Annotated in this window: 23 protein-coding genes and 1 riboswitch; of the genes, 7 read left to right on the top strand and 16 right to left on the bottom strand. The window is 29.9% G+C overall.

Annotated elements, in window-relative coordinates; genetic code table 11:
• Positions 1-2 precede the first annotated feature (2 nt).
• The 3 genes from AAC008_RS14525 to greA all read right to left on the bottom strand — a co-directional run bounded on the left by AAC008_RS14525 (position 3) and on the right by greA (position 3,134).
• Positions 3-2,108 (bottom strand): TonB-dependent receptor, encoded by a 2,106-nt coding sequence (locus AAC008_RS14525; protein WP_339890197.1) that lies wholly within the window; start codon positions 2,106-2,108, stop codon positions 3-5.
• A gap of 113 nt (positions 2,109-2,221) precedes the next feature.
• Positions 2,222-2,611: an HIT family protein gene (locus AAC008_RS14520; protein WP_339890195.1), complete on the bottom strand. Its 390-nt coding sequence runs from the start codon at positions 2,609-2,611 to the stop codon at positions 2,222-2,224.
• 49 nt (positions 2,612-2,660) lie between these two features.
• Entirely contained in the window at positions 2,661-3,134 is a 474-nt protein-coding gene (gene greA / locus AAC008_RS14515; protein ID WP_339890194.1) for a transcription elongation factor GreA, read from the bottom strand.
• Positions 3,135-3,282: 148 nt separating this feature from the next.
• On the opposite strand from greA, the gene AAC008_RS14510 reads away from it, so the two are divergent.
• Positions 3,283-3,705, top strand: coding sequence for a hypothetical protein (locus AAC008_RS14510; RefSeq protein ID WP_339890192.1), 423 nt, complete (start codon positions 3,283-3,285; stop codon positions 3,703-3,705).
• A 45-nt stretch (positions 3,706-3,750) separates the two neighbouring features.
• Here the strand turns inward: AAC008_RS14510 and AAC008_RS14505 are convergent, their stop codons facing one another.
• The 6 genes from AAC008_RS14505 to AAC008_RS14480 form a co-directional block, all read right to left on the bottom strand.
• Positions 3,751-5,943 (bottom strand): TonB-dependent receptor, encoded by a 2,193-nt coding sequence (locus AAC008_RS14505; RefSeq protein WP_339890191.1) that lies wholly within the window; start codon positions 5,941-5,943, stop codon positions 3,751-3,753.
• A 133-nt stretch (positions 5,944-6,076) separates the two neighbouring features.
• Positions 6,077-6,172: riboswitch (TPP riboswitch) on the bottom strand.
• Between the two features lie 82 nt (positions 6,173-6,254).
• Complete coding sequence (arfB, locus tag AAC008_RS14500; RefSeq protein WP_339890190.1) at positions 6,255-6,656, bottom strand: alternative ribosome rescue aminoacyl-tRNA hydrolase ArfB; 402 nt, start codon at positions 6,654-6,656, stop codon at positions 6,255-6,257.
• A 1-nt stretch (position 6,657) separates the two neighbouring features.
• On the bottom strand, positions 6,658-8,199 hold the full coding sequence (locus AAC008_RS14495) for a DUF4301 family protein (RefSeq protein WP_339890188.1): 1,542 nt from the start codon (positions 8,197-8,199) through the stop codon (positions 6,658-6,660).
• Positions 8,169-8,783 carry a nicotinamide riboside transporter PnuC gene (pnuC, locus tag AAC008_RS14490; RefSeq protein WP_339890187.1) on the bottom strand — a complete coding sequence of 205 codons (615 nt, stop codon included), beginning with the start codon at positions 8,781-8,783 and terminating at the stop codon, positions 8,169-8,171. Before pnuC ends, AAC008_RS14495 begins: the two co-directional genes overlap by 31 nt.
• The gene (locus tag AAC008_RS14485) at positions 8,780-9,496 is read right to left on the bottom strand and encodes a geranylgeranylglyceryl/heptaprenylglyceryl phosphate synthase (RefSeq protein ID WP_339890185.1); all 717 of its coding nucleotides are present in this window, start codon (positions 9,494-9,496) and stop codon (positions 8,780-8,782) included. Before AAC008_RS14485 ends, pnuC begins: the two co-directional genes overlap by 4 nt.
• Positions 9,496-10,143 (bottom strand): 4'-phosphopantetheinyl transferase superfamily protein, encoded by a 648-nt coding sequence (locus tag AAC008_RS14480; RefSeq protein WP_339890183.1) that lies wholly within the window; start codon positions 10,141-10,143, stop codon positions 9,496-9,498. The genes AAC008_RS14485 and AAC008_RS14480 overlap by 1 nt, the downstream gene beginning before the upstream one ends.
• A 116-nt stretch (positions 10,144-10,259) precedes the next feature.
• On the opposite strand from AAC008_RS14480, the gene ahcY reads away from it, so the two are divergent.
• The gene (ahcY, locus tag AAC008_RS14475; protein ID WP_339890182.1) at positions 10,260-11,576 is read left to right on the top strand and encodes an adenosylhomocysteinase; all 1,317 of its coding nucleotides are present in this window, start codon (positions 10,260-10,262) and stop codon (positions 11,574-11,576) included.
• Positions 11,577-11,899: 323 nt separating this feature from the next.
• Here ahcY and rpmA read toward each other — a convergent pair whose 3' ends face one another.
• Together rpmA and rplU are read right to left on the bottom strand one after the other, a co-directional pair.
• On the bottom strand, positions 11,900-12,160 hold the full coding sequence (gene rpmA, locus AAC008_RS14470) for a 50S ribosomal protein L27 (protein WP_339833310.1): 261 nt from the start codon (positions 12,158-12,160) through the stop codon (positions 11,900-11,902).
• Between the two features lie 31 nt (positions 12,161-12,191).
• Positions 12,192-12,881 (bottom strand): 50S ribosomal protein L21, encoded by a 690-nt coding sequence (gene rplU, locus AAC008_RS14465; RefSeq protein ID WP_339833307.1) that lies wholly within the window; start codon positions 12,879-12,881, stop codon positions 12,192-12,194.
• A 159-nt stretch (positions 12,882-13,040) separates the two neighbouring features.
• Between rplU and AAC008_RS14460 the strand changes: the two genes are divergently transcribed.
• Together AAC008_RS14460 and AAC008_RS14455 are read left to right on the top strand one after the other, a co-directional pair.
• Positions 13,041-14,366 carry a pitrilysin family protein gene (locus tag AAC008_RS14460; protein WP_339890180.1) on the top strand — a complete coding sequence of 442 codons (1,326 nt, stop codon included), beginning with the start codon at positions 13,041-13,043 and terminating at the stop codon, positions 14,364-14,366.
• Positions 14,367-14,377: 11 nt separating this feature from the next.
• Complete coding sequence (locus AAC008_RS14455) at positions 14,378-16,420, top strand: pitrilysin family protein (RefSeq protein ID WP_339890178.1); 2,043 nt, start codon at positions 14,378-14,380, stop codon at positions 16,418-16,420.
• 72 nt (positions 16,421-16,492) lie between these two features.
• Here the strand turns inward: AAC008_RS14455 and AAC008_RS14450 are convergent, their stop codons facing one another.
• Positions 16,493-17,359 (bottom strand): DMT family transporter, encoded by an 867-nt coding sequence (locus tag AAC008_RS14450; protein WP_339890176.1) that lies wholly within the window; start codon positions 17,357-17,359, stop codon positions 16,493-16,495.
• A 161-nt stretch (positions 17,360-17,520) separates the two neighbouring features.
• Here AAC008_RS14450 and AAC008_RS14445 point away from each other — a divergent pair, with 161 nt between their 5' ends.
• Positions 17,521-17,901, top strand: coding sequence for a heavy metal-associated domain-containing protein (locus tag AAC008_RS14445; protein ID WP_339890174.1), 381 nt, complete (start codon positions 17,521-17,523; stop codon positions 17,899-17,901).
• Between the two features lie 76 nt (positions 17,902-17,977).
• On the opposite strand, the gene gldD is transcribed toward AAC008_RS14445, so the two are convergent.
• The 4 genes from gldD to mutY are packed head-to-tail and all read right to left on the bottom strand — an operon-like array spanning position 17,978 to position 21,390.
• Positions 17,978-18,535 (bottom strand): gliding motility lipoprotein GldD, encoded by a 558-nt coding sequence (gene gldD, locus AAC008_RS14440; RefSeq protein ID WP_339890172.1) that lies wholly within the window; start codon positions 18,533-18,535, stop codon positions 17,978-17,980.
• Between the two features lie 13 nt (positions 18,536-18,548).
• Entirely contained in the window at positions 18,549-19,841 is a 1,293-nt protein-coding gene (locus AAC008_RS14435; RefSeq protein ID WP_339890171.1) for a gliding motility-associated protein GldE, read from the bottom strand.
• Positions 19,842-19,863: 22 nt separating this feature from the next.
• Positions 19,864-20,316 carry a single-stranded DNA-binding protein gene (ssb, locus tag AAC008_RS14430; RefSeq protein ID WP_339890170.1) on the bottom strand — a complete coding sequence of 151 codons (453 nt, stop codon included), beginning with the start codon at positions 20,314-20,316 and terminating at the stop codon, positions 19,864-19,866.
• A 42-nt stretch (positions 20,317-20,358) separates the two neighbouring features.
• The gene (mutY, locus tag AAC008_RS14425) at positions 20,359-21,390 is read right to left on the bottom strand and encodes an A/G-specific adenine glycosylase (protein WP_339890168.1); all 1,032 of its coding nucleotides are present in this window, start codon (positions 21,388-21,390) and stop codon (positions 20,359-20,361) included.
• A 130-nt stretch (positions 21,391-21,520) separates the two neighbouring features.
• Here mutY and AAC008_RS14420 point away from each other — a divergent pair, with 130 nt between their 5' ends.
• A complete protein-coding gene (locus AAC008_RS14420) occupies positions 21,521-21,814 on the top strand; it encodes an HU family DNA-binding protein (RefSeq protein ID WP_026716764.1) in 294 nt (97 codons plus the stop codon).
• Between the two features lie 335 nt (positions 21,815-22,149).
• The gene (locus AAC008_RS14415) at positions 22,150-23,697 is read left to right on the top strand and encodes a ribonuclease E/G (protein ID WP_339890167.1); all 1,548 of its coding nucleotides are present in this window, start codon (positions 22,150-22,152) and stop codon (positions 23,695-23,697) included.
• Positions 23,698-23,843: the final 146 nt, after the last annotated feature.

Genomic DNA, 23,843 nt, shown 5'->3' with positions numbered 1-23,843 from the left:
AATTATTTCTTCAAAATTGTATCGTCTTCGTTTTTTTCTTTATTAAGAATATTTTCTTCTTCTTTTGGTACTTTGTTCTTGGTTGGAATTTTATAATTTAGAGAAAAACCTATTCTTCTTGAATCGTTTTTACTATCATAAATTAAATTAGTACCAATTGCTCCTAAACCTTGTTTGTTTGTGTTAAGAATATCATTTGCATAAAGAGATATTGATAAGTTATCTGAAAGAAATTTTCTAGAAAACGTAAGATCAAATTGCTGACTAAATGGATCTCTTATAGAATAGTATTGATAGTTTCCTCCTGTTGTTGATGTATTATAAGTTGCAGTAAATTTTATTTTACTTGGTAATTGAACTTGTGACATCAAATTAAGATTCCAAAATCCTTTATAATCTACATTGTCTAAAATATGTTTTTGATGTCCAACATAAATATATAAAAAGTTAATTTCATCTGGATTAAAATCAAATTTCAAAGTCTCTTGTAAGCCTTTTGTAAACAACATATAAGGCAAAGGCAATCCGAAATTAAAATTCTCAACTTTTAATTGTGGAATATTTTGAGAAACACTTGCTGTGCCGTTTGGCGTTGAAACAATTCTATTAATTACTTTATTACTTGCATCACTAACAGAATATCCAATAAAGATGTAGTCAAATGCACTTATTTTTACTTCATAATTATCATAAATAGTAGGATCTAAATTTGGATTACCAAAAAAGGAAACATTAGGATTTTGATAATTAGTATTGTTTGGATTTAAGGCAGAAGTAGTAGGTAAACCAATTTTTTTATTATAATTAGCATTAAAAAACACTTGATCCATAATATTATATTGAACAGAAGCATTAGGAAAAAAACGTGTTAAATCGAATGGTGTTAATTTATTTGTATTTGTATTTCCTTCAATTTTGTATGATTCTAATCTTGCACCTGCAATGAAATCGAATTTTTTATAAGAAGTATTAATTTCAGTGTAAACAGAAAATGTGGTTCTCCAATAATCTAAATTTTTAACATCAAAACTATAAGTTTCAAAATCTAATTTATCGGCTAAAAAACCTGCACTCCATTTTGCGTCATCTAACAGTTTTATTTCTTGCGAATAATCGGTTTTAAATTGATAATAACTTTGATTATAATTGTTAAGTAAACCAATAATTCCAGAAGGAATAGATCTTAAATCAAAGTCATTTTTATTGTTGTTATAATTGGCTCTAAAGTCTATTTTTTTTGTAATATCCTTAAATCTTTTTTGATAGGTAAGCATAATATCATTTCGATTTTGCTTTGTTTTACTTTCATCTGAAGAAACAAAACCAAAACCATTAGCATTATTAGATGCATTATTATTACTAGTACTGAAATCATAATTTACTAAAAGTCTATCCCTATTAAAATCAAATTTCAAGCCCGATTTTATAAAATAAAACCGATTTTTTTTGTCAATTGAGTTTTGTGAAAGTACAACAGATGGATTATAAAAATTTGTTCGTTGATAGGCTTCATTATAGTTTTGACCTGCTTGAATTTGCCAACCAAAAAAATCATTTCTTGCACTTACTAATAAACTATTATTAAACCGATGACGAGAATCATCATATTTTGTATAACTATATCCATTAGAATAAGTTGCAGAAAGATATCTTTTTATATTTCTTGAGGAAATAATATTTATTATAGCACCACCAGAAGTTGCAGGAAATTCGGCACCTGGTTGTGTAATAATTTCTATTTTTTCAACTGAATTTGCAGGCAAGCTTTCTAAATAGGAATTTAGTTCGTTAGAGTAAATATTTAAAGGTCTTCCGTCCATATAAACTTCTAATTGTTTACCTTGATAGAGCATTCCGGCAACATCAGAAACAATTAAACCTGGTAATTTTTTTAGACCTTCTAATAGTGAACCTGAATTTAGATGTGCTTGTTCTGAAAAATCAAAAATGGTTCTATCTGCTTTTTGTTCAATTGCTTTTTTCTTAGCAACTAAAACAACTTCTTTTAACTCAGTAGTTTTTAAAGAATCTTTTGATGTTGTGTTTTGGGCATTTAAACTAATAAAAGACAATAAAAATAATAAAAGATAAATTTTTAATGATTTCATTTTTTATATTTTATAAATGTTTTATATTTTCTTTTAATCTTAATTACATTTAAAAAGACCTAACAGGTTTTAAAAACCTGTTAGGTCTAATCTTATGAAATTTAATGTTTTAGTTAAAAATTTGAAGCAATTTTTTTAGCAATTTCTTCAAATTCTTCTTTTTCTAGACTAACCTTTCGTTGAAAACGCATATCATCCATGTCTTGTAAAGGAATTAAGTGAACATGAACATGAGGTACTTCTAAACCAACAACTGCCATACCAACTCTTTTACAATCAATTGATTTTTCTAAAGCTTTGGCAACTTTTCTACTAAATTGCATTAAACCTAAATAATGCTCTTCTTCCATATCAAAGATTTTATTAATCTCCTGTTTAGGAATACACAATGTATGTCCTTTTGCATTTGGATTAACATCTAAAAAAGCCAAATAATTTTCATCTTCAGCAATTTTATAACTTGGAATTTCTCCGTTTATTATTTTGGTAAAAATAGAAGCCATTTTTTAAGGTAAAAGGTTTTAGGTAATAGGTCTTTGTTGAAAAAAATATTTATCTTGAAATTTCTACGATTTCAAATTTTAATGTACCGTTTGGAACTGTTATTTCAGCAATTTCTCCAACAGACTTTCCAAGTAATCCTTTTCCAATAGGAGAAGTTACAGAAATTTTTCCTGTTTTTAAATCTGCTTCACTTTCAGCCACTAAAGTATAGTTCATTTCCATACCGTTAGTTTGATTTTTAATCTTAACTTTAGACAGCACTAAAACCTTAGTCAAGTCTAATTGTGACTCATCAATTAACCTTGCATTGGATACAATTTCTTCCATTTTAGAAATTTTCATCTCTAAAAGTCCTTGTGCTTCTTTAGCTGCGTCATATTCTGCATTCTCAGACAAGTCACCCTTATCTCTAGCGTCTGCAATATCTTGCGATGCTTTTGGTCTTTCTATACTTTTAAGTTGGTCTAATTCTTCCCTTAGGTGTTTTAAACCTTCTGCTGTGTAATAAGATATTGTACTCATAACTTCATCGTTTATAAAAATAGAAAGAATCCCATATGAGTGGGATTCCTATATGCAAATATAACAAATATTTTGATTACTAACTTTTTTAAGATATAATTTTGATTATTAGTGATTCAAATTTAGTAAATTTGACTAAAAATAAGCCATGAAGAAATACTTTCTATTATTACTACTTCCATTTTTTATGGGTTGCGAAAAAGATAGTGTTGGTAGTAAAAATCCTTTTTTACCTGATTATCCTGTAAATCTAAATATTAACTTAAACCTACCTACTTACAATAATCTGAATTATGTAGGAAATGGCGTTTTAATAAACACAGCAGGTGTTGGAATTAGAGGAATTTTTGTTTTTAAAACTAGTAACGATACTTATACTGCTTTTGATGCCGCTTGTCCTAATCAAGCTTTAAGCGACTGTTCTTCTATGGTTTTAAACGGAATAAATGCAAAATGCCCATGTGATGATGCAGAATACAGTTTGTTTACTGGTTTATCCGAAGGAAAAAACTATCCTATGAAACCTTATCGAACAGAGATAAATGGAAATATAATTAGAGTTTATAATTAAATAAAAAAGGGAAGTTATTAAACTTCCCTTTTTTATTTTTTTTATTTAGAATTTCAGAGTCATTCCAGCTAAGAAATTTATTCCAGCTTGTGGATAATATCCTGCTCCTTCAATTGTTGTTACTGCGGGAGGATTTGAATAATCATCATCATAAGTGTAGAAATAACCATTTGACTCATATTCAATATCAAATATATTATTAACTAATCCAGAGAAAACAATAGATTTTATTCCTTTGTTGATTTTCCATTCATAGTTTATATTTAAATCATTGATAAAGTAAGCTTCTAATTCTGATTTTTCTGAATCAATATTTCCCATAAATTGTTTTCCAACATATTTAGATAATAAAGAAACTTGCAATGCTTTGATTGGCAAAAAAGTAATATTTCCACCAGCAATTACATTTGGAGAAAAAGAAATATCTGTATCGCCTAAATTTCTCAAAACACCATCACGTTGAAAGTTGAAATCTTTATTTTTATTCTGACTAAGTGTTACATTTGGCTGAACGAATAAATTATCCAATATTTCTATTTGTGCATCAATTTCAATTCCTACTCTATAACTTTTTCCACTATTGGTAAAAACAGGTGAACCTACATCATTTAAAGCACCCGTTAACACTAACTGATCAGTATAATCCATGAAAAACGCATTGGTATTCACTTTTAATTTTTTAGTGTTATATTTCCATCCTAGTTCAAAATCCTTTAAACGTTCTGGCTTTGTGCTTCCATTTTCGTAGTCATCTCTTCTTGGTTCTTTGTTGGCAATTCCGAAATAACCATAAAACATATTGGAATTATTCAGTTGATAATTCAATCCTACTTTTGGATTAAAGAAACGAAACGTGTCATTTACATCATCATCAAACTTGTAACTATCTGCTTGATAAAAAACCATTCTATATTGTAAATCTGCGAAAACGCTTACTTTGTTTACTACTTCGTGAGATATTTTACCATATACATTTACATCATCTTTGTTTCCAAAATTGTCATAGTAGCGATTAGCTCCAGGAACATAAAATTGTGTATTTACTACTTCTCCATAATGCTTTCCTAAATAACGATTTGCTGCTCCACCAATTTGAAAATTAGTTTTCTTAAAATCATAATTTAAAGATGCCGTTGCTCCAAAAAAGTCATTAGCCAACCATCTTTTTCGAACTAAATCTGAAATTGAATTTCCATTAAAATCAGGTAAATTATAGTCTGATAAATCTTCATCTTCTTTGTATTGTTCAAAATATCCTTTCCCTAAAGTATAATGTAAAGCTATATTTGAATTCCATTTTTCAGACCATTTTTCAGACCAATGCAATTGAAAGTGATTTTGCCAATAATTATCGGTTTCATTATCATAAAACTTTTCATTTCCATTTTCGTCAAAATAAAGTCCTGCAAGATTGTAAGTTCTGTCGTCTTTAAGCTTTTCTTCATCTTCTAGTCCATACCATGCTTGATAAGTCTTTTCTTTTCCTCCAAAAGCCAAAAATTTTATTAAAGTATTTTCTTTTACATAATTAGCATTCAAGAAGTAACCAAACATATTAGTTGAGGCTCTGTCAATATAACCATCTGATGCTATTTGAGATAATCTACCATTAATCTCGAAATTATCATGCAAACCTGTTCCAAAAGCTAAAGTATGTTTTCTTGTTCCGAAACTCCCAACAGAATTCGCAATTTCAGCATGAGCTTCTTCTTGATATGATTTTGTTTCTACATTTAAACTTGCTCCAAAAGCTCCTGCACCATTTGTTGATGTTCCAACACCTCTTTGCAACTGAGCACTTTGTATAGATGAAGCAAAATCAGGTAAATTAACAAAGAAAGTACCTTGACTCTCACTGTCGTTAAAAGGAACACCATTTAAAGTCACGTTAATTCGAGAACCGTCCGAACCTCTTACACGCATGTAAGTGTAACCCACACCATTTCCTGCATCTGTCGTTGTTACAACAGAAGGCTGAAAGTTTAATAAAACTGGAATGTCCTGCCCAAGATTTCTTTTAGCAATTTCTTCTTTAGAAATATTGGTAAAAGTGATAGGGTCTTTTTCTTTTGCTCTTACAGATGTTAATACAACTTCTTTTAGTTGTGTAACTTTTGTTGAATCTGTTTCTGTTTCTTGAGAAACAGCAAAAACCGAGTAAAATAAAGCGAATAGACTTAAATAAGTCTTTGTACCTTGTACTTTGTACTTTGTACTTTTTGCAAATAATTGTTTCATTCGTAAATAAATTATACGAATAAAAGGGGTAATTATTCTTTGGTTAAAATTAAAATTGTTAAACATTGGACATTGCGTTAAAAATCTCCAGCGCATCGGCTGGCACATTCACTAAAAATGTTCACTGAACATTTTCTTAACGTTTCTGTCCTCCCTAAACAGCATTACCTGTTCTAGGTTCTATGGGTATAATCTCAGCTCGTTATTTAGAGCACCCCTTTGAGACGGTGCAAATATAATTGAAAGTATTAAGATTTTTGTATTAAGTATTAAGATTTTTTAAACTTTTTCTAACCACATCATTCTTAACACTATAATTCAGGTTTTTTTCTATTTTGCTTAGTAATTGAAGTTGTTTTCTTAGTTTTCAGTCTTCTTTCTTTAGAAGCTCTAGTCGCTTTTGTTGCTCTTCTTATTTTAGGTTTTGTCAAACCTTTTTCAAGAATACCTATGAAACGTTTGGTGACAATAGATTTGTTTTTTACTTGACTTCTATCTTCATCACAATTTAAAATTAAGATAAAATCTTGTGTGAGTCTTGAAGCTAATTTTTCTTTTAGATAGTTTTTTTCATTCTCATTTAAACCGTTAGAATTATCTAAATCAAAACTCAAAACCACTTTAGACGAAACTTTGTTTACGTTTTGACCACCAGCACCGCTGCTTCTTACAGCTTTATAATTTATTTCAGTAAGTAAAATATCTTTGTTCATTTTATGCTTCTTTATCTTCAGGTTGATGAGAAGGTTTTAGCAAATCATTTACCGTTTTTACTGGGTTGAATGTTGACAAAGGCACTTCAACAAATAAAGTTATCCAATTTGCCATTGCCCCATTCCACAAACCAGGTAATTCAAAAGATTTTATGGGTTTTCCAAACTTGTTTTTTTCAACAATAAAACCTGTTTTTTCATCAACAAATTGAGTTAAATCAAATTTATTGTTTTTATAATCCTTTATTCCACAAACCAAATCTACAGGATTAAAATGTGTTGCAAATTCAACAATTTTCTTTTGTTCCTTATCTTTTAAATTAATTTGAGAAGTTTCTACAATTTGTAAAGATGACAAGCCATTTTCGTTTTTTACCCAAAAAGGTCCTCCACCTGGCTCTCCTTCGTTTTTAACCATTCCACAAACTCTAATTGGTCGATTTAATTCGTTAAATAATAATTCGATTTTATATTCTGATTGGAATTTATCAAAGTTAATAGGCAATGAAAGATTAAGCTTTTCTTTTGCAAAATTTTTAATTTCACTTATTAATTCTTCTGTACTATTATTTAATTCTAATTGTTCTAAATATTCGAAAATTTGTCGTTGTTTTTTTAACAACAATCCACCTAAAATCTTTTTATATTTAATAATGTCTACAATATGATTTTGCGATACATTATCAATATTTTTAATAAAAATTATATCTGATTCTAATAGGTTCAAGTTTTCAATTAAGGCACCATGTCCACCTGGTCTAAACAAAAGACTACCTTCTTCTGTTCTAAATGGAGTATTATCTAGGTTTACAGCTATAGTATCAGTTGATTCTTTTTGAAAAGAGTATGAGACATTAACTTCAGGATATTTTTTTATAATGGCATCAAAATGATTATGATGTTCTTTTGAAATTGTAAAATGAACTTTCGCTTTTTCACCTTCTTTTTTATAAAAAATGGTTTCATTTAAATGTTCTTCAACTGGGGTTAAAATAGTATTATTCTTGTTATGAAAAGGTAAAATTCCTTTTGGCTTATTCGAAAAATCAAAACAATTTGGAGACAAAAGGGTTTTTATAAATAAATAATCCTTTTCATCTTTTTCTAAATTGTAATAATTGGGATGTAATTGTAAAACCCTCTCTTTTACTTCTGCATAGAAAGGAAAATCTTTTAATCCTACTAAAAAAACAGGTAAGTCATGTTCTTTTTTGTGATTAATATAGGCATTTATTGTTCCTTTTTCAGAATCAAACTCAGTTAAAAACTCAGTTAAAAACTTAAACATTCTACTTGCAGCACCACTTGCAGGAACAAATTTATTTATTGATTTATTACCTTTATTTTCATCAAAAAAACGACATAATTCTTCTTTTTTTTTGTTAGAAAAAAACATAATTCCGTCATTAATTGAAGCTGATTTTTCAAGATTTACTTTAGAAACTCCACTTACAAAAAATTGAAGTTGTTGTTCAATTTTTTGTAATGAAATCCCTTTTTCTTGAATTTGTTTTATGTCTTTTTTGCTAAGTCTTTCTTCCATTCTAAATAAGCATATATTGCAATTACAGTAAATATAACATATTGAATACTAGTAAAAGTATATCCTTTGTAAAAATATAAAGGTACAGAAACTAAGTCTCCAACAATCCAAAGCAACCAGTTTTCTATTTTTCTTTTTGCCATCAGCCACATTCCTACAAAGAAAATTCCAGTTGTAAAAGTGTCTACATAAGCTGTCCAATCTGTAAATTTATTAAAATATTTGTAGACTATTACAACAAAAGCCATTGTTATTAGAAAAATAATGATGGCGTAATAAATTTCTTTAGTTGTGACTTTCGAAATCGGAAACTCTGGTTTGTCATCCGTTTTTCTTGTCCAAATATACCAACCATAAATACTCATAGTTGTATAGTAACCATTAATTAACATATCACCAACTAAACCCCACTTATTCAGTAAATAAACGAAAATTATTGTACTAATTATACCAGTTGGAAAAACTAATATATTGTTTTTCTTTGCTAGAAGAACGCTTGCTAAACCAAACAAAATAGCTATTACTTCTAAAACTATATCTAGCGTTTCATAGTCACTATATTGAGAAAATAAAAACTCTATCATGCTTCAAAAAAATTAGGATTATCTTCAAAAGCAGTTCCAATTACAACTAAATCAGCTCCAGCTTTAAAAGCGTTCTCAATTTCAACTTTAGACCTAATTCCTCCGCCAACAATTAAAGGAATAGCTATTTTTTTAGAAACTGCTTCAATCATTTCTAATGGAACTGCTTTTTCAGCACCACTTCCTGCTTCTAAATAAATCAACTTGTTCCCCATATATTCACCAGCTTTTACGGTTTGACAAACATAATCAATTTTATTTCTATCAATAGGTTTTGTCTGACTCACACGTTCAACTGCTGTTTCTTTTCCACTTTCTATTAAAACATACCCTGTAGAAATCACTTCTAAAGCAGTTTTTTCAAGGATTGGAATAGCGTTAACTTGGTGTTCTATTAAATAATCTGGATTTCTTCCTGAAATTAAATTTAGAAATAAAATACCATCAGCGTTTTTTGATATTTGTGATGGACTTCCTGGAAAAAGTAAAATTGGTAATTTACAATTCTGTTTAATCTTTTGAATAATAACATCTATTTGATTCGTTTCAACCAAACTTCCTCCAACAAAAATATGTGTTGCAAATGATTGATTGATTTTCTCAATTAACTTATCTAATTTTTCAAATTGAACCTTATCAGGATCAATTAATATAGCAAGTAGCTTTTTATTCTTCTTTTTAGAATCTAGTATTTCTTGATAAATATTCTTCATTAATTATTTTCAAAAGCACAAACAAACATATAACCATCAAAAGAATCAAATTCAATATAGAATTTTTCATTCTTATTGTTAAATTTTAATAATGCAGCAGTTTTTTTGTCTTCAAATTTAAAGTTTTCTTCAAAAATATGATTTGGAAAACTTATCCCTGGTTCGTTCTTAATTTTAAAAATACTTTCTTTTATTCCCCAAATAACTGTTGCTTTCTTTATTTTATCTTCACTACTCAAATTTTCCAAAGTAGTAATATCCATAAATTTAGGCGCGATTGTTACGATTTTATCTTTTAAAATTTCAATATCTATTCCGATGTTTTTTTCGCTTATCGCAATTGCTGAAAAGTCATGTGAATGAGAAATTGAAATATGCATATCTTTTATTGAACAACCTTGAGGTTTTAAATTGGGCTTTCCAAATTCATCATAGTATAAATCAAAATCATTATAATCTATATGCTCTAATAGTTTTCTAACAGACAAAAAACCTTTTTTATGACTTTCAGATTTCATAGATTCTAATCTTGCAATTGAAGAATCTTTCAAACGCATATCTTTAGAAAGTGTATCCAAATTTTCTGTAATTTTCCACAAATACAGTTTAGTATTGTTTGATAAATAAATGATTTTATGTAATGGCATTGAATTTCAATTGATTATACTATTAAACAATTCACAAAATAAGCGAAACGATTTTAAAAACAAAAAGTAATTCCTTACCTTTGCACTTTAAAATTAATAATACAAATATACAATAGATGAGTACAAAAATCGCAACTTATGTACCTTATAAAGTTAAAGACATTACTTTAGCGGACTGGGGAAGAAAAGAAATTGAATTAGCTGAAGCTGAAATGCCAGGATTAATGGCTTTAAGAGAAGAGTTTGGTGCAAGCCAACCTTTAAAAGGAGCTAGAATTGCTGGATGTTTACATATGACTATCCAAACTGCCGTTTTAATTGAAACTTTAGTAGCTCTAGGTGCTGATGTTACTTGGTCTTCTTGTAATATTTTCTCAACTCAAGATCACGCTGCTGCTGCAATTGCTGCTGCTGGAATTCCAGTTTATGCTTGGAAAGGTTTAAATGAAGAAGATTTTGATTGGTGTATCGAACAAACATTATGGTTTGGTGAAGACAGAAAACCATTAAACATGATTCTTGATGATGGTGGAGATTTAACAAATATGGTTTTTGACCGTTTCCCTGAATTAATTGCTGACATTAAAGGTTTGTCTGAAGAAACTACTACAGGAGTTCACCGTTTATACGAAAGAATGCAAAACGGAACATTACATATTCCTGCAATCAACGTTAACGATTCAGTAACTAAATCTAAATTTGACAACAAATATGGTTGTAAAGAATCTGCAGTTGATGCAGTTCGTAGAGCAACAGATATTATGTTAGCTGGAAAAAGAGTAGTTGTTTGTGGATATGGAGATGTTGGAAAAGGAACTGCTGCTTCATTTAAAGGTGCAGGTTCAATTGTAACAGTTACTGAAATTGACCCAATTTGTGCTTTACAAGCTGCAATGGACGGTTTTGAAGTTAAAAAATTAGATACAGTTGTTGCAAATGCTGACATCATCATTACAACTACTGGAAATAAAGATATTATAATGGCTTCTCATTTCGAAAAGATGAAAGACAAGACTATCGTTTGTAACATTGGACATTTTGACAATGAAATCGACATGGCTTGGATGAACAAAACTCATGGAGCTTCTAAAGTTGAAATCAAACCACAAGTTGACAAATACACAATTAACGGAAAAGATATCATTATCTTAGCTGAAGGTCGTTTAGTTAACCTGGGTTGCGCTACAGGTCACCCAAGTTTTGTAATGAGTAATTCATTCACAAACCAAACATTAGCTCAATTAGAGTTATGGACAAACACTGCAGCTTATAAAAATGAAGTTTATATGTTACCAAAACATTTAGATGAAAAAGTAGCGGCTCTTCACTTAGCAAAATTAGGTGTTGAATTAGAAGAATTAAGACCAGATCAAGCTAAATATATTGGTGTACCGGTTGAAGGACCATACAAGCCAGAATATTACAGATACTAATATAAAGACTTTAGTATTAAGTATTAAGACAAAACCCTTGCAGAAATGTGAGGGTTTTTTTTGTTGGGCAATTGCCAAGGCACCGCGCTATCCATTCTAGTTTTGCAAAACCATTTATCAAAGTTTTGCAAAAGCTGCCATTGCTATCACTATTGCACTATCGATTTCTATTCATAAAATATTTCTATATTGTCATGCTGATTTCATTTCAGCATCAGAAATCGCTTGAAAAGATCCTGAAACAAGTTCAGGATAAAAGTATATAAACAAAAAAATCCCAACTCTTTCGAATTGGGATTTTTATATTTTTGAAGTTTAACTAATTATGCTTCAAAAGGAACTATAGATACAAATGATTTGTTCTCTCCTTTTTTCTGAAACTTAACTAATCCGTCAACTCTTGCATGTAAAGTATGATCTTTACCCATGTAAACGTTTTCACCCGGATTGTGTTTAGAACCTCTTTGTCTTACGATAATGTTTCCAGCAATTGCAGCTTGTCCTCCATAAATCTTAACGCCTAAACGTTTCGATTCTGATTCTCTACCATTCTTCGAACTACCGACACCTTTCTTGTGAGCCATGATGTTTTGGTTTTATAAGTTAATATTAAAATTAAACAGCTTTACCACCGTTTAATTCGTCTTGTAATTTTTTTAATTCGTCCATTTTACCATCAGCAGCTAATTGAGCTTGTTGTGCCCAAGTACCTGGATCTAAATGTTGTACTTTAGCTTCAGCAGCATCTAAAATTTCTTTTACTTTTTCTGCAGAAGTTTTAGCCAATTTTGCGAAAGTATCAATACCTGCAGCAACTAATACTTCAGCAGCTTTAGGACCAACTCCTTCGATCAATTTCAAATCATCTCCTTTTTTAGAAGCTTTTGCTTTTGGAGCTTTCGCTTCAGCAGCAGGAGTTTCTACTAATTTCTGAGCTTTAGCTGGAGCTTCTTTTTTTGCTTCTTCCTTTTTAGGAGCAGCTTTCTTAGAACCAGTTGCTAAAATTCCTTCAATTACGATTTGAGATAATGATTGTCTATGACCATTTTTCTTTTTGTACCCTTTTCTTCTTTTCTTCTTGAAAACGATTACTTTATCTCCTTTTAAGTGTCTTAACACTTTGGCTTCAACAGAAGCACCTTCTATAGCTGGGGCGCCTAGAGTAACTGTACCATTATCGTCTACTAAAAGAACTTTGTCGAAAGTAACTTTCGAACCTTCATCCTCTGATAAACGGTGTACAAAAACTTTTTGGTCTTTGCTAACTTTAAATTGTTGCCCTGCTATCTCTACGATTGCGTACATAACAATGTGTTTAAATTAATTTTTTTAAGGTTGCAAATATACAACTAATTACTATATACACAACACATTAGTGTAAATAATTTTTTAGCACTTTTTTACTAGAAAACTGTAACTTTTTTACGAATTTAGCAACTTATTAAAAAACAACAACTTCATTTTATGAAAAAATCATTAATAGCTTTAAGCGCAATGCTTATGATAGGAAGTATTTCTACCGCTCAAAACGTAGCTTTTGAAGAATTTGATTTAGACAATGGCTTACATGTTATTCTACATCAAGACAATTCTGCACCAGTAATTATTACATCAGTAATGTATCATGTAGGTGCTAAAGACGAACAACCAAACCGTACAGGTTTCGCTCACTTTTTTGAACACCTTTTATTTGAAGGTACAAAAAACATTGAAAGAGGAGAATGGTTTAAAATCGTTACAGCAAATGGTGGTCAAAATAATGCCAATACTTCTGACGACAGGACTTACTACTATGAAGTCTTCCCTTCTAATAATTTAGAATTAGCATTATGGATGGAATCAGAAAGATTAATGCATCCTGTAATCAACCAAATTGGTGTTGACACGCAAAACGAAGTAGTTAAAGAAGAAAAAAGACTTAGAGTAGATAATCAGCCTTATGGAAATTTAATTAAAGCTGTTAAACAAAACTTATTCAAAACACATCCTTATAAATGGACAACAATTGGAGAAATGGAACATTTAGACGCTGCAACTTTAGAAGAGTTTCAAGCATTTAATAAAAAATTCTATATTCCAAACAACGCTGTTTTAGTTATTGCTGGTCAATTTGAAAAAGGGCAAGCTAAAGAATGGGTTCAAAAATACTTTGGTTCAATTCCAAAAGGAGCGACAATCAAAAGAAATAAAGCAGAAGAAGCTCCAATTACTGAAACAATTAACGCTACTTGGGAAGATTCAAACATTCAAAAACCAATGTTTGTTCAAACTTATAGAACTCCTTCAATGAAAACAAGAGAAGCAAGAGTTCTTGATATGTTATCTACATATCTATCAGACGGAAAAAGTTCTGTTTTATACAAAAAAATCGTTGATGAGAAAAAAATGGCACTTCAAATAAGTGCATTTAATTTCAGTCAAGAAGATTACAGTATGTACATTTTACTAGGAATTCCAATGGAAGGTTTTACACAAAATGACATCAATAGAGAAATTGACGAAGAAATTTTAAAAGTTCAAACTGAATTAATTTCAGACAAAGATTTAGAAAAATTGAGAAATATTTTTGAAAATCAATACGTAAACAGTAATACTAGTGTTGAAGGAATTGCAAGTAATTTAGCTACTTATTATATGTTATATGGTGACGTTAATTTAATTAATACCGAATTGGATATTTACAAATCAATCACTAAAGAAGAAATTAGAGATGTAGCTAAAAAATACTTGAACACTAATCAAAGATTGCTTTTAAACTACATGCCTGCAACTGATAAAACTCAAAAATAAGAACACATATCATGAAAAAATTATTATACATAGTAACTAGTTTGTTCTTTATGACAACAATGACGGCACAAGATAGACCGATGCCAAAATCTGGTCCAGCTCCAAGCATAAATATCAAAAAACCTGAAACTTTTAAACTTAAAAACGGATTAAAAGTTTTAGTAGTTGAAAATTCAAAACTACCTAGAGTCTCTTACACATTAACAATCGACAACACTCCTTATGTTGAAGGAAATAAAAAAGGAGTTGATGACATGTTGAGCGCAATGATTGGTAATGAAACAGAAAAAACATCAAAAGAAGCATTTAACGAAGAAATTGATTTTCTTGGTGCAAACATTAACTTCAATTCAAGTGGAGCTAGAGGAAGCGGATTATCAAAATATTCTGAAAGAATTTTAGAATTAATGGCAGAAGGTAGTTTAACTCCTAAATTTACTCAAGAAGAATTTGATAAGGAAAAATCTAAAATGATTGAAAACCTTAAGTCTGATGAGAAAAATGTTACTGCTAATGCAAGAAGAGTTGAAAATATTTTAGTTTATGGAAAAAATCATCCTAGAGGCGAATATGTTAGCGAGGAAACATTAAACAATGTTTCACTAGCTGATGTAAAATTAAACTACAATATTAATTTCGTACCTGAAAATGCCTATTTAGTGATCATTGGAGATGTAAAATTAAAAGATATTAAAAAACAAGTTGAAAAAGCGTTTAAAGGTTGGAAAAAAGCAACTGCACCACAACTTTCTTTTACAGAACCTACTGACCTTCAATACACACAAGTTAATTTTGTAGACATGTCAAATGCGGTTCAATCTGAGATTGCTGTGATAAACACTTCAAATTTAAAAATGACTGACAAAGAATATTATGCTGCTCTTTTAGCCAACCAAATTCTTGGTGGCGGTGGAGAAGGAAGATTATTCTTAAACTTGCGTGAAAAACATGGTTGGACTTATGGTTCATATTCTTCAATAGGTTCTGGAAAATACACTTCAAAATTTAGAGCTGGTGCTTCTGTTAGAAATTCAGTTACTGATAGTGCAATTGTTGAAATCTTGAACGAAGTAAAAAGAATGAGAAATGATTTAGTTTCTGCAGAAGATTTAAAAAACGCAAAAGCTAAGTATGTTGGAAACTTTGTAATGCAAATCGAAAAACCAGAAACGGTTGCTTTCTACGCTTTAAACAAAGAAACTCAAAATTTACCTGACGATTTTTATGAAAATTACATCAAAAACATAAACGCAGTTACTGCAGAAGACATAAAAGCTGCTGCAAACAAATACTTTTTAGCTGATAATTTAAGAATTGTTGTTGTAGGAAAAGCAGCTGATGTTTTACCTGGATTAGAAAAATCTGGAATTCCAGTTATGTATTTTGATCGTTTTGGTAATAAAGTTGACAAACCAGTAATTAAAAAAGACATTCCAAAGGGTGTTACCGCTAAAACAGTTTTAGAAAACTACATCAATGCAATTGGTGGAGAAAAAGCCTTGAAAGCTGTTAAATCTACTGTAATTATCTCAAAAGCTTCTGTTCAAGGACAAGAATTACAATTGACAGCCAAAACATCTAGTGATAAAAAAATGTCTTCAGAAATGTCTATGCAAGGAATGACCATAATGAAAATGGTAGTTACAGACAAAGGTGCTTATGCAGTTCAACAAGGGCAAAGAAAAGAATTTGATGGTGACAAATTAAAAGAAATGCAAGAAGTAGCATTCACTTTCCCAGAACTGTTATTAGTAAACAATAAAGATGTTGTTTTAAAAGGAATTGAATCCGTAAATGGTGCTGATGCATATGCTTTAACACTTGGAAACAAAACTACAATGTATGATGTAAAATCTGGATTAAAAATAGCTGAATCTGTTGAACAAGAACAAGGTGGTCAAACAATGACTCAAGTGACAAACTTTACAGATTACAAAGAAGTAAAAGGAATCAAATTTCCATACAATATTGTTATGAATGTTGGAATGGAATTAGAATTTGTTACTCAAGAAGTAAAAATTAACGAAGGTGTTACAGCTAAAGATTTTGAATAAAAAAATAGCCTCATAAACTTAAAAGCCATTCCGTAAAAAGAATGGCTTTTTTTTATTTATAAATTAATTAAACTATTTTTTACTCGAAAAATAAACTCCTAACAAAACAACTAAAGCGCCAATTCCTTGGACAAATGACAATGTTTCATCCATTACAAAATAACCAAGCATTATTGCGACAACTGGAATTAAATAAGTCACCGATGAAGCAAAAACGGGAGAAGATATTTGGATTAATTTAAAAAATAAAATATTAGACAAACCCGTCCCTATAACTCCTAATATTGCAATATATCCTAATGAAGTCATCACCTTAGGTTCATCAGCTATTTCAAAGAATCCAGAAAAAAACAACACCAATAAAGCCGGAAACAACATAACTAAAAAATTCCCTGTACTAATAGTTAATGGCTTTAAATCGGATAAATATTTTTTAATAAGATTCACATTTATTCCATAAAAAACAGAAGCCAAAACAATCAACAGTGCATAATAATAATTTTCAGTATTATTTTGTCCTTCACCAAACAAAACTAGCAAAACACAACCTACAAAACCAATAATAACTCCAAAAATTTGTCTCCGCTGCACGTCCATTTGAAATAGCAAAATTCCAGCAATTAATGTATTTAAAGGTGTCAGTGAATTTAATATTGAACTTATAGAGCCATCAATTTTTGACAACGCAATAGCAAATAAATAAACAGGTAAAAATGTTCCAAACATTGATGTTAGTGCAATATATTTCCATTTATGCAAAGGAATTTTAGCAATGTGTTTAAATCCAACCACAACCAAAAAAGCAGCAGCAAACAAGATTCTCAAACTTCCCATTTGAATAGGATTTACACCTTTCAACCCTAATTTCATTAGAATAAAAGAACTTCCCCAAACACAGCCTAGAAAGACTAGTAAATACCATTTTTTATTGTTTTCCATGTTTATGCTGAGTTTAATTCAGTAAGTTAAAATTTATAAAGTGCAAAAATGCGACTTTATTTTGATATTAATATAAATTACACACTAGTTCGTTTGTGATAATTGTAACATTTAAAAAAAACAGAATTTGTACCTTTGTATTACACACTATAAAATTTATCATGAAAATAGTAAAACAAACCTTTTTAGTTGCAACTTTAGCTTTAGCTACAATTAGCTGTAAAAACGATAAAGAAACATCAACCGAAGCTATTGTTGTAGAAACAGAAACCATTGCAACAGAAAACCCTAAAACAATTACTGCAAACCCACAAACAGCTTCTTTCGAAATCGAAGGAATGACTTGCCAAATTGGTTGTGCTAGTTTAATTGAAGGAAAACTTAAAAAATTAGACGGTGTTACTGAAGCTAAAGTTGATTTTGAAACAAAAACAGCAACAGTAACTTATGATGCTGATAAATTAAACCAAGAAAAACTCACCAAAACCGTTGAAGGTGTTGCTGGTGGAGATTTGTACAAAGTTTCTAAAGTGAAGTCGTAATACTTTGTAAACTCGAACTCTTTTCAGGTTCAAAACAGTATAAAAAAATCATTTCTTTAACTAGAGGTGATTTTTTTTACTCCTTCCACCTAATACTTTCCAACATCTTTTTCATGTCGTTTGTTATATAACTTGAAGCCGGCAAAATAGAATCGTAATTGGGTTTAGTGTAAAAATAAACACTTCCTGTAACGAAGTTTTTTGTACTATCAGTAGCATAAAACAATGCATTTGATGCAGCATCACCACCAACAGTATAAAACATACCATATACTTTTTTATCCGGATTTACAAAAGGCTGTTCAGTGATTTCGTCAGCTTTCATAACATGTAATTTGTATGTTAGCTTTTGAGCATCCGTTAATAATTTTTCTAAATCATTATTTACAGTTTTATAACTTAAATAAACTGTTGCTTTCATTTTTGGATAATGCACTTCTATTGCACCGTTATCTTTTGAAGTAATCGTAGAAAAGTCATTGACATCTAAAGAAAATGGATATTTTGATTCTTTTGAATTATACGTAGGCGTAGGATAATCTAAACGCAACTGACTTGTTGGCCTAGGAACAGCATCTTCATTACATGACTGTAAACAAATAGCCAATCCAACAAGAGCAAAAAATTTATTCATTTTAATCTATTTGTTATGGTAACGTAACTTTTACTTGTTTTATTCTTCGTTTGTCAACACTTTCTATGCTAAATTTACAAGTATCGAATACTAGTTTTGCATTTTTTCTTGGAAAATTTCCAGATATTTCAAGGATAAAACCAGCTAAAGTCTCCGCTTCACCTTTTGCATTTTCAAATTTTTCTTCACTAACATCAACTACTCTATAAAAATCTTTTAAACTTACTTTTCCATCAAAAAGGTAATTTTTATCATCAATTTTCGTGTAACTTATGTCTACATCGTCAAATTCATCACTAATATCTCCAACTATTTCTTCTAAAATATCTTCTAAAGAGACCAATCCAGAAGTTCCACCATATTCATCAACTACAATTGCTAAATGGTTTTTCATGCCTTGAAATTCTTTCAAAAGATTATCTAACTTTTTATTTTCAGGAACAAAAAATGGTTCTCTTAACAAAGTTTGCCATTCGTAATCTTTATGATCAATGTATGGAATTAAATCCTTAATAAACAAAACACCTTCTATGTGATCTATTCCTTCTTTGTAAACTGGAATTCTAGAATATCCTTTTTCAATGATTTTTGACATTATTTCTGTAAAACTTTCAGAAAACTCGATAGCAAAAATATCGATTCTTGGACTCATTACTTGCTTAACATCTGTGTTACCAAAAGTCACAATTCCTTCTAAAATTTTTTGTTCATCTGAAGTTGTTTCTTTTTGATCTGTAAGTTCTAAAGCTTGTGACAACTGGTCAACCGAAAAATTTGTTTTTTGCACACTAAATTTCTTTTCAATAAAGACCGTAATATTTCGCATTGGAACACTAATAGGGCTCAAAACTCTATTTAAAAAAGCAATAGGAATACAAACCATTTTAGAAAAAATTACATTATTTCTACTAGCATATATTTTAGGCAAAACTTCGCCAAAAAGTAATATTAAAAAAGTCAAAAGAATTACTTCAACCAAAAACTGAATCGTTGAAGAAGTTATAGCTCTAAATAATTTTTCATTTATCGAGGTAAATAAAATTACAACTCCAATATTAATGAAATTATTGGCTATTAAAATTGTGGCTAATAATTTTTTGGGTCTATCTAAAAGATCGGAAATTAATTTTCCTTTGTGACTGTCATTTGATTCTAAATCATCAAGATCTTTCTGATCAAGCGAAAACAAAGCCACTTCAGAACCTGAAATAAAGGCAGAACACAACAATAAAAAGGCTACACCAACTAGCCCAAAAACTAAACTAAAATCTATTGTATTTATAAAACTGGAAGGATCTGAGTCCAAATTTGTAGGTATTAGTTAAACATTAAAAAGGCAAATCGTCTTTTTGATTTGGCGCTTCATTTTGTGCGTCAAAATTAGTCTTTTTTGTGCTATCATTTTCATTTGAAGGAAAATTTTGTTTGTTAGCGTCAGAATCTTTCTTTGTGGATAAAAAAGTAAATTCTGTTACTTGAATTTCTGTAGTATATTTAGTTGAACCATCTTCAGCTTGCCAATTACGCGATTTTATTCTTCCTTCAACATAAATTTTATCTCCTTTTGATAAATATTTTTCGCAAATCTCAGCAGCTTTATTACGAACTACTAAATTATGCCATTCAGTAGAAGTTATTTTTTCACCTGTACTTTTATTGATATAAATTTCATTTGTAGCTAATGGAAACCTACCAATACAGTTTCCTCCATCAAAATAATGCATTTTTACTTCGTCACCTAAATGACCTATTAACATAACTTTGTTCAATGTTCCGCTCATGGCTTATAATTTTAATTATATCAAATGTACTAAATATTTTAATTAGCTGAAATATCTTTCTATAAAATTATGAATAACTATAGGAAAAGGAAGTTTTTTTAAATCGTGTGTTGAAATAAAATCTTTTAATTCGGTCGATATTTGAACCTTAATAAATTGAATATATAGCGTTTGATGTGACAACTTATGAACAACATCATAAGTTGGTAAAAATATAATGTTTGTAATGTTAGAATATTCTTTACTTATTAAATTGATAATTTCATCTTCATTAATTATCGAGTCAATTTCAATTACCGGAAATTCATATAAATTTTGCCAAATACCTTTGCCCAAACGTTGATTAATTGTTGTATTTCCGTTCAAATCTTCAAAAACAATATAATTAAAGTAACGACTAGTCACTTTTGTTTTTTTTGATTTTATAGGCAAGATGGCTACTGTTTTATTTTGCAAAGCAGCACAGCTATCAGAAAAAGTACATTCAGAACAATTTGGACTTTTTGGTACACATTGCAGAGCACCAAATTCCATTATTGCTTGATTATATATATGTGCATTTTTTTTAGGAAGCACTTCTTTAGCTAATTCTTGAAACACTTTTTTAGTCGAAGAAACAGAAATATCATTATGAACATTAAAATATCTTGCCAAAACCCTATAAACATTTCCGTCTAAAACAGCTACATTTTCGTTAACTGAGAAGGAAGCAATTGCAGCTGCAGTATATTCGCCAATTCCTTTTAATTTAATTAACTCATTATATGATGTTGGAAAAACACCATTTAATTCATCAACAACATATTTTGCCGTAGCATGAAGATTTCTGGCTCTAGAATAATATCCTAAACCTTGCCATAATTTTAAAACTTGTTCTTCATTGGCTTTCGCTAAATCAAAAACAGTAGGAAAGGTTGAAATAAAAGCCTCAAAATAAGGCGTACCTTGAGCAACTCTAGTCTGTTGTAGAATTATTTCTGAAAGCCAAATCGTATAAGAATCAGTAGTATTTCGCCAAGGTAAATCCCTTTTATTTTGTAAATACCAATGAATTAAAGAGTTAGAAAAAGACATAAAAATTGTTGTTGACGCAAAATTAACTTTATTATATTAAAATATAATTGATTAAGCTTGAAATATTGTTTTTTTAATTCCTATATTTGCACTCTCAAAAAAATTAGAATAAAATTAATACGCAAGAAAAATGACGAAAGCAGATATCGTAGCAAAAATTTCTGACAGATTAGGACTTGAAAAAGGAGATGTTCAAGCTACTGTAGAGACATTTATGGAAGAAGTAAAAGATTCTTTAGAATCGGGTGACAATGTTTATTTAAGAGGTTTCGGAAGTTTTATCATCAAAACTAGAGCTGAAAAAACAGGTAGAAATATTTCAAAAAACACTACTATTAAAATTCCAGCACATAACATTCCAGCATTTAAACCTGCAAAAGTGTTCGTAGAAGGAGTTAAAACAAAAACTGAAATAGCCGTATAATTATTTATTAATCTAAACCAACAACATTATGCCAAGTGGTAAAAAAAGAAAAAGACATAAGGTAGCAACGCACAAGCGTAAGAAAAGAGCGAGAGCTAACCGTCACAAGAAGAAAAAGTAGTATTTAACTACTTTTTCTTTTTTAGAAAAAAAAGATGTTCTTTGAAAAAAACCAATCGTAAGGATTGGTTATCGGGTAAAAATCCTGTAAAAATTATTGTTTAATCCATCTGTGAAAGTAGGTTATAGGTTATAAGTTATGGGTTTTAGGTTTTGATACCTATTACCAATTACCAAAAGCCAATCACCTTTATCATAGATAAAAATGTACTCTTTTGAACAAAGAATTAATTATTAGATCAAGTTCAGACGCTGTAGATTTTGCCTTATTAAAGGATGGAAAACTAATTGAACTTCACAAAGAAGAAGAAAACAGTAGCGGAATTAATTTTGCTGTTGGCGATATTTTTATTTCAAAAATAAGAAAGCCAGTAGCTGGTTTAAATGCTGCTTTTGTAAACGTAGGTTATGAAAAAGATGCTTTTTTGCATTATCATGATTTAGGTCCAAATCTTCCTACAATGATGAAGTTTATAAAACTTGTAAGCGCAGGTAAAATAAAAGATTATTCACTCAAAAATTTTCCTTTTGAAAAAGAAATTGATAAAGATGGTAGTATAGCTGATATTATCAGTGCCAATCAATCACTTCTTGTTCAAGTAGTTAAAGAGCCAATATCTACAAAAGGCCCACGTATTTCTTCTGAAATTTCGTTAGCTGGTAGATTTGTTGTTTTAGTTCCGTTTTCGGATAGAGTTTCTATTTCGCAAAAAATAGAATCAAAAGAAGAAAAAGAACGATTAAAACGATTGGTTCAATCTATTAAACCAAAAGGATTCGGTGTTATTGTGAGAACAGTAGCCGAAGGCAAAAAAGTAGCTGAACTAAACAAAGATCTTCAAAACTTATTAGACAAATGGTCTAGTATGTGTAAGAAGCTGCAAACTGCTCATCATCCATCAAAAGTTTTAGGAGAAGTTAATAAAGCTTCCTCCATCTTGAGAGATGTATTTAATGATACTTTTACTAGTATTCATATAGATGATGAAGAATTATATTTGCAAACCAAGGACTATTTGCAAGAAATAGCTCCAGAAAAAGCGTCTATCGTAAAACACTATCAGTCGAAAGACTTACCTTTATTTGAGAAATATAACGTGGAAAGACAAATTAAAACTTCCTTTGGAAAAACAGTTTCTATGAGTAAAGGAGCTTATTTAATAATCGAACACACTGAAGCATTACACGTTGTGGATGTGAATAGTGGAAATCGATCAAACAAAGCTCGAAACCAAGAAGATACTGCTTTAGAAGTAAACATGATTGCTGCTGCAGAGATTGCACGACAATTGAGATTACGAGACATGGGAGGAATTATTGTTGTGGATTTCATTGATATGCAAAATCCAGACAACCGCAGAAAGTTGTACGATTACTTAAAAGAAGAAATGAGTGACGACAAGGCCAAGCATAAAATCTTGCCTCCTAGCAAATTTGGATTAATTCAAATTACTAGACAAAGAGTTAGACCAGAAGTAAATATCAAAACTAGAGAAGAAGATCCTAATGAAAATGGGGAAATTGAAGCTCCAATTTTGATTATTGATAAAATAGCGTTTAGCCTTGAAAAAATTATTAAAGCCCATAAAAAAGTTGCACTTCATGTACATCCTTTTGTGGCAGCATACCTTGAGAAAGGTTTTCCATCAATACGTTCAAAATGGTTTTTTGAACATAAAAAATGGGTGAAAATTATACCTCGTGACGCTTACACGTATCTTGAATACCACTTCTTTGACGACAAAGGAAAGGCAATCAAGTAAAAAAATAAAAACCGTTATTCTTAATTGAGTAGCGGTTTTTTTGTTTAAAAATACCTGAAGTCCACTGGACTTCCTCCTCTTAATCTCAAATCTCGTGACGCTTACACGTATCTTGAATACCACTTCTTTGACGACAAAGGAAAGGC

This window comes from uncultured Flavobacterium sp. (assembly GCF_963975515.1).
Lineage (GTDB): Bacteria > Bacteroidota > Bacteroidia > Flavobacteriales > Flavobacteriaceae > Flavobacterium.
This window is presented reverse-complemented; position numbering and strand designations above follow the sequence as displayed.